This window comes from Streptomyces sp. SID5785 (assembly GCF_009870065.1).
In the GTDB taxonomy this organism is placed as follows: Bacteria; Actinomycetota; Actinomycetes; order Streptomycetales; family Streptomycetaceae; genus Streptomyces.
In genome coordinates, this window is the sequence record NZ_WWIA01000652.1 from 1 (window position 1) to 7,083 (window position 7,083).

General features: G+C 73.8%; 7 protein-coding genes. 3 read left to right on the forward strand and 4 right to left on the reverse strand.

Going from position 1 to position 7,083, the window contains the following annotated elements; all coding sequences use genetic code 11:
- The 4 genes from GTW43_RS21425 to GTW43_RS21440 all read right to left on the reverse strand — a co-directional run.
- The coding region (locus GTW43_RS21425; RefSeq protein WP_202501786.1) for a roadblock/LC7 domain-containing protein at positions 1-387 on the reverse strand (387 nt) is incomplete at its 3' end.
- A gap of 35 nt (positions 388-422) precedes the next feature.
- Complete coding sequence (locus GTW43_RS21430; RefSeq protein WP_161303639.1) at positions 423-1,160, reverse strand: DUF4388 domain-containing protein; 738 nt, start codon at positions 1,158-1,160, stop codon at positions 423-425.
- Positions 1,161-1,210: 50 nt separating this feature from the next.
- Entirely contained in the window at positions 1,211-1,615 is a 405-nt protein-coding gene (locus GTW43_RS21435; protein WP_161303640.1) for a hypothetical protein, read from the reverse strand.
- A gap of 151 nt (positions 1,616-1,766) precedes the next feature.
- A complete protein-coding gene (locus GTW43_RS21440) occupies positions 1,767-3,140 on the reverse strand; it encodes a diaminopimelate decarboxylase (RefSeq protein WP_161303641.1) in 1,374 nt (457 codons plus the stop codon).
- A gap of 131 nt (positions 3,141-3,271) precedes the next feature.
- Between GTW43_RS21440 and hutU the strand changes: the two genes are divergently transcribed.
- The 3 genes from hutU to GTW43_RS21455 form a co-directional block, all read left to right on the forward strand.
- Positions 3,272-4,936 carry a urocanate hydratase gene (gene hutU / locus GTW43_RS21445; RefSeq protein ID WP_161303642.1) on the forward strand — a complete coding sequence of 555 codons (1,665 nt, stop codon included), beginning with the start codon at positions 3,272-3,274 and terminating at the stop codon, positions 4,934-4,936.
- A gap of 80 nt (positions 4,937-5,016) precedes the next feature.
- Positions 5,017-6,219, forward strand: a complete 1,203-nt coding sequence (locus GTW43_RS21450) for an allantoate amidohydrolase (RefSeq protein ID WP_161303643.1) — start codon at positions 5,017-5,019, stop codon at positions 6,217-6,219.
- The coding region (locus GTW43_RS21455) for a formimidoylglutamate deiminase (RefSeq protein WP_161303644.1) at positions 6,216-7,083 on the forward strand (868 nt) is incomplete at its 3' end. The genes GTW43_RS21450 and GTW43_RS21455, both read left to right, overlap by 4 nt.

The following is a 7,083-nucleotide window of genomic DNA, read 5'->3' on the forward strand; positions in this document are numbered from 1 at the left end:
CGCGGCCGCGGCGGGCCCGGCCGCGCCGACGAGCTCGCCGATCCGGGCCCCGGCCCGGCGGCCCTCGAGGTGGAGGCGGCCCACGTTCACCCGGTCCTCGGCGAGGAGCGTGAGGACGGCCGCGTCCCCGGCGGCGTAGGTGGCGACGTAGCCGTCGGTGCCGCGGACGAGGAGTTCGCGGAAGCCGCCCTGGCCGGTCGCGTCGGAGAGCCGCAGGGCGACGCCGAGCGCGGCGGCGGTCAGGGCCGCGACGCCCTCGGCCTCGACACCGGGTGTGTCGTGGGCGAGGACGAGGCCGTCGACGCTGGCCGCGAGCGCCCCGGTCACCTGTGGCACCTGGACTCTCAACCGGTGTATCTCGGCGAGGAGTTCGGCCTCGTCGACCATCGGAGTTCTCCTTTCGGGGGGCTGGCGACGGCGTCTCACAGGGCCTCCAGGGCGGCGCGCAGCCGACGCAGCAGCGCCACGTCGGGGTCCTCGACGGCGGCGGTCCGCGTGATCCAGTCCGGTACGGCCTCGGCGGGCGGGGCCGGTGGCGCGGTCGTGACGAGGCCGCCGGAGGCGAGGCGGCGCAGGTCGACGAGGGTGTGGAAGGCGGGGCGGCCGAGCGCGAGGGCGATCTGTGAGGCGGTGCGCGTCCCGTCGACGAGTTCGAGCACCCGGCGGCGGCGCGGAGGCACCCGCAGCGGGTGCAGGCTGGTGCGGCTGAGCGGGGCGGTGTCGGTGTCCGGCTCGGGCCAGATCCGCTGGAGCAGGTCGCGGCGGCGCAGTGTCTCGCGTTCGACGGCGGCGACCGGCACGGGCCGCACCGTGCCGAACCAGTGCGCGACCCCGTACCGGAAGCGGGTCGGGCCGCTGGTCGGGGCGAGGGTGAAGTAGGCGGCGTCGAACAGGGCGCCGAGGTGGCACAGTTCGAGCGCGCCGTCGGTCAGCCGGCCGTGCTCGACGAGATAGCGGCCGACGCGGTGCAGGGCGCCCGCCCGGTCGACGGCCTCCCACCAGCCGTCGGCGTTGATCACCCCGGTCGCGGTGAGCAGCACGTCCATGCCGGGGGTCGCGGGCGACTCGGCGTGCACGATGCGGCCGTCCTGCAGATAGAGCGTGCCGTGCTCGCGCAGCAGGGCGCCGGTGGCCCGCTCGGAGGCGAGCCGGCTCAGCATGGGGGAGACCCCGGAGTGCCGGCCGGGCCCGCCGGGTATGTCCGGCCCGCTCACCCGAGGACCAGCCGCTCGGCGAGGTCGGCGAGGCGGATGCGGGACAGGGCGAGGTTGCCCTCGGAGCGGTCGAGCCACAGGTGCAGGAAGACGCTGCTGTCGAAGCTGGTGCGGACGAAGCGCAGCAGGTGGTAGCCGTCGCGGCTGGTGACGATGACGTCCTCGACCGGGGGCTCGGCCCCGTTCGTCGACCAGTCGCCGCCGCCCTCGGGGGCGAACGCCCGGTGCTCGGCGGTGAGCCGGGCGACCTCGGCGGTCTCGGCGGCGGTGACCTCGTGGTCGCCGTTCGGCGACTCACCGATGGTGCCCAGGGCAAGGCCGCTGGTCCAGTCGACGACCGAGGCGCCCCGGGCCCCCGGCAGCCGCATGGCCTCGAGCAGACACTCGTCGATTCCGGGCACGCCTGGATCCCCCCACCTGTCCGTCACGTCCACGCACCCCTGGTGCCGGTGTGACGCTGACGCTACGCACCGTACGGGGGCCTGGTGAGCGTTCTGGCATTTTCCAATGGAACATGCGAAGGGGGTACTAGAATCCGCCGCCGCCTGCCCCTCAGAGGCCGGTGAGCTCCTCGCGCAGCGCGCCGCCCGACTCCGCGACGATCTCCTCGACCTGCTGCGGCTCGCGCACGGTGGCGAACCGCACCGTGCCGTCCGGCCCGTCCGCGTAGCCGTACACCCCCGGCCTGGCCAGGGAGTTGTACGAGTAGTGCTGGGCGAAGTAGTAGGCGCCGGTGTCGAGGGCGGCCACGTGGTCGCCCGCCGCGATGCGGGGCAGTTTCTGGTTCTCGGCGAGCAGGTCGCCGGCGAAGCACGCCGGACCCGCCACGTCCTGCGCGACGAGCGGGCCGGTCCTGGGCAGGCCCTGCGCGTCGTAGGCGGCGATCCTGAGCGGCCAGGAGGCGGGCGCGTACACGGTGCGGGTGGCGACCTGGACGCCCGCGTGGGTGACCGCGATGGGGCGGCCGCCGCTCTCCTTGGCGTACTCGACGAGGGCGAGCGTCGTGCCGTGCTTGGCGAGCAGGGAGCGGCCGAACTCGGTGACGAGGCCGTAGCCCCCGTCGAACAGGCCCGGCACGGTCGAGGCCAGCAGGCGCGCGTACGCGGCATACGTGGGGGTCTCCTCGTCGGAGGAGAAGTTCACGGGCAGGCCGCCGCCGATGTCGAGGGTGTCGATCTGGCGGCGCCCGGCGGCCGCGTTGATCTCCTCGGCGAGTGCGTGGACGGCCCGTACGCCCTCGGCCATCAGCTCGAGCGGCACGCCCTGCGAGCCGGAGTGGGTGTGCAGCCGGGTCAGCCACGGCCGGTCCAGGTACGCGCGCACGACCCACGCGCGGGCGCCCTCGTCGCGCAGGGCGACGCCGAACTTGGAGGTGGCGGTCGCGGTGGACAGGGCGCCGATGGAGCCGGCGCCGATCTGCGGGTTGACGCGCAGGCCCAGCGGGGAGGCGGTCGGCGCGGAGGCGACGAGAGTGTCGAGGCGGGCCAGCTCCTCGGGGTTGTCGGCGTTGACGGCGATGCCGAGGGCCAGGGCCTCGCGCAGTTCGGCGGCGGTCTTGGCGGGGGAGTCGAGCACGGTGCGGGCGGGCGGCACCCCGGCGGCGCGGGCCAGCGCCAGTTCGCCCGGGCTCGCGACCTCGGCGCCGATCCCGGCCCGGTGCAGCAGGCGCAGCACGGGCACGAGCGGGGTGGCCTTCACGGCGAAGGCGTGCAGGACGGGGGTGCCGGGCGCGGTGACGGCGTCGAAGGCGGCGTGCAGGGCGGCGGCGGAGGCCCGGATGCCGGTGACGTCGAGCAGCCCGGCGACCGGGGTCGCGGGGCCGATCAGGCCCTGGGCGACCGCGGCGCGTACGGCCCGGTCGCGGCGGGCAGCGGGGTCCGGGGCGGGCCCGGACAGGAGCGGGGTCTGATCGGTGTCGTGAGCCATGCCGCCAGACAACCATCACGGCCTGCTCCACGACACCTGTTGACTAGTTCTATTCAGAACGCCAGGATGTGAATACGAACGCCAAAAGGAACCCCCGCAGGCAGCCCGACCCCATCCCAGGAGGCACCCCGATGTCCGGACCCCGTCCCGTACGAGCCCCGCGCGGCACCGAGCTCAACACCCTGGGGTGGCAGCAGGAGGGTGCCCTGCGGATGCTCATGAACAACCTGGACGCGGAGGTCGCCGAGCACCCCGACAAGCTCGTCGTCTACGGGGGCACCGGCAAGGCGGCCCGGTCCTGGGAGGCGTACGACGCGATCGTGCGCACGCTCAAGACGCTGAAGTCGGACGAGACGCTCCTCGTCCAGTCCGGCAAGCCGGTCGGCGTGCTGCGCACCAGCGAGTGGGCGCCCCGCGTGCTCCTCGCCAACTCCAACCTGGTCGGCGACTGGGCCAACTGGGAGGAGTTCCGCAAGCTGGAGGCCGAGGGCCTGACCATGTACGGCCAGATGACGGCCGGTTCGTGGATCTACATCGGCTCGCAGGGCATCGTCCAGGGCACGTACGAGACCTTCGGTGCCGTCGCCCGCAAGAAGTTCGACGGCACGCTCGCCGGGACGATCACCCTCACCGCCGGTGTCGGCGGCATGGGCGGCGCCCAGCCCCTCGCCGTCACCATGAACGAGGGCGTCGCGATCTGCGTCGACGTCGACGAGACCCGCATCGACCGCCGCATCGGCACCCGCTACCTCGACGTCAAGGCCGACAACCTCGACCACGCCCTCGAGCTCGCGATCGCCGCCCGCGACGAGCGCCGCGGCCTGTCCATCGGCGTCGTCGGCAACGCGGCCGAGGTCTTCCCGGAGCTGCTGCGCCGCGAGGCCCCGATCGACATCGTCACCGACCAGACCTCGGCCCACGACCCGCTCGCCTACCTGCCCGTCGGCATCTCGGTCGAGGACTGGGACAAGGAGCGCGAGGCGGACCCGGCCGGCTTCACCGAGAAGTCCCGCAAGTCGATGGCCCTGCACGTCGAGGCCATGGTCGGCTTCCTCGACAAGGGCGCCGAGGTCTTCGACTACGGCAACTCGATCCGCGACGAGGCCCGCAAGGCCGGCTACGAGCGCGCCTTCGACTTCCCCGGCTTCGTGCCCGCGCACATCCGCCCGCTGTTCGAGGAGGGCCTCGGCCCGTTCCGCTGGGCCGCCCTGTCCGGCGACCCCGAGGACATCGCGAAGACCGACAAGGCGATCAAGGAGCTGTTCCCGGAGAACACGCACCTGCACCGCTGGCTCGACATGGCCGCCGAGCGCATCTCCTTCGAGGGCCTCCCGGCCCGCATCTGCTGGCTCGGCTACGGCGAACGCCACCTGGCCGGGCTCAAGTTCAACGAGATGGTCGCCTCCGGCGAGCTCTCCGCCCCCGTCGCCATCGGCCGCGACCACCTCGACTCCGGCTCCGTCGCGTCCCCGTACCGCGAGACCGAGTCCATGAAGGACGGCTCCGACGCGATCGCCGACTGGCCGCTCCTCAACGCCCTGGTCAACACCTCCTCCGGCGCCACCTGGGTCTCCCTGCACCACGGCGGCGGCGTCGGCATGGGCCGCTCCATCCACGCCGGCCAGGTCTGCGTCGCCGACGGCACCGACCTCGCCGCCCAGAAGATCGAGCGCGTCCTCACCAACGACCCGGCGATGGGCGTCATCCGCCACGTCGACGCGGGCTACGAGCACGCGGCCGACGTCGCCAAGGAGCGCGGTGTCCGCGTCCCGATGACCGAGGGCGACAGCAAGTGACGCGCCCTGAAGGGGCACGGGGAACTGCGCGACCGGCCACGACCGGTCCGCAGTCGCCGACCACCCCGGACTTCACGGCGATGTGGCGCGACCTGCAGCCCATCGGCCGTGACAAGGACACCCGCGGGTACCGCCGCTATGCCTGGACCGCGGCCGACGCCGACTGCAAGGGCTGGTTCAAGGAGCAGGCGGAGAACCGCGGCCTGACCCTCGAGGTCGACCGCAACGGCAACCAGTGGGCCTGGCTCGGCGACCCGCAGGGCGACGGAGCCGTCGTCACCGGCTCCCACCTCGACTCCGTCCCGGACGGCGGCGCCTTCGACGGCCCCCTCGGCGTCGTGTCCTCGTTCGCCGCCCTGGACGAACTCCGCCGCAGGGGAGCGGAGTTCACCAAGCCGCTCGCGATCACCAACTTCGGCGACGAGGAGGGCGCCCGCTTCGGCCTCGCCTGCGTCGGCTCCCGCCTCACCGGCGGCCACCTCAGCCGCGAGCAGGCCTTCGCGCTCGAGGACGGGGACGGCGTCAGCCTCCCGCAGGCCATGGAGCGCGCCGGGTACGACCCGGAGGCCATCGGCGCCGACCCCGAACGCCTCGGCCGCATCGGCGCGTTCGTCGAACTGCACGTCGAGCAGGGCCGCGCCCTGGACCTGTCCGGCGACGCGGTCGGCGTCGCCAGCTCCATCTGGCCGCACGGCCGCTGGCGCTTCGACTTCCGCGGCGAGGCCAACCACGCGGGCACCACCCGCCTGGCCGACCGCCGCGACCCCATGCTGCCGTACGCCGAGACCGTCCTCGCGGCCCGCCGCGAGGCCGCGCTCGCCGGCGCCGTCGCCACCTTCGGCAAGATCGCGGTCGAGCCGAACGGGGTCAACGCGATCCCCTCGCTCGTGCGCGGCTGGCTCGACTCCCGCGCCGCGGACCAGGACGCACTGGACACGACGGTCACCGCCATCGAGAAGGCGGCCCGCGAGTACGCCGAGCAGCACGGCATCGAGGTGTCGCTCACCCGGGAGTCGTTCACGCCGATCGTCGAGTTCGACCACGCGCTGCGTGACGAACTCACCCGGATCCTGGGCACCGACACCGACCTCACGGTGCCCGTGCTCGGCACCGGCGCGGGACACGACGCCGGAATCCTCGCGTCGTCCGTCCCCACCGCCATGCTGTTCGTACGCAACCCGACGGGCGTCTCGCACTCCCCGGCCGAGTTCGCGGCCGAGGACGACTGCCTCGCCGGGGTGCGCGCACTGGCCGACGTACTCGAAGGGCTGGCCTGCACGTGACCACGACGTACTGGCTCGAACACGCCTGGCTCGACCCCACGGTCGAGCCCGGCGTGACGGTGGAGGTCGCCGACGGGCGGATCACCGCGCTGCACAAGGGCGTCGAGACGCCGCCGCCCGGCGCGACCGTGCTGCGCGGCCTCACCCTGCCCGGCCTCGCCAACGCCCACAGCCACGCCTTCCACCGCGCCCTGCGCGCGACCGTGCAGGTCGGCTCGGGCACGTTCTGGACCTGGCGCGAGACCATGTACTCGGTCGCGGACCGGCTCACCCCTGACACGTACCACGCGCTCGCCCGGGCCGTGTACGCGGAGATGGCGCTGGCCGGCATCACCGCGGTCGGCGAGTTCCACTATCTGCACCACGCGCCCGGCGGCACCCCGTACGCCGACCCGAACGCGATGGGCGAGGCGCTGATCGCCGCGGCCGACGAGGCGGGCATCCGCATCACGCTGCTCGACACCGCGTACCTGTCCGCCGGGTTCGGCAAGGCGCCCGACCGCCACCAGCAGCGGTTCTCCGACGGCACGGCCGAGGCCTGGGCCGAGCGGGCCTCGCTCCTCAAGGACCGGCCGCACGCGAAGATCGGCGCGGCCGTGCACTCCGTCCGCGCCGTCCCGGCCGACCAGCTCTCCACGGTCGCCGAATGGGCCCGGGTGCGCGGCGTCCCGCTGCACGTCCACCTGTCCGAGCAGACCGCGGAGAACGAGGCCTGCCAGGCCGCGCACGGCTGCACGCCGACGCAGCTGCTCGCCGACCACGGAGTGCTCGGCGACCGCACCACCGGCGTCCACAACACGCACCTCACGCCGCACGACATCGGCCTCATCGGCGGCTCCGGCACGGGCACGTGCATGTGCCCGA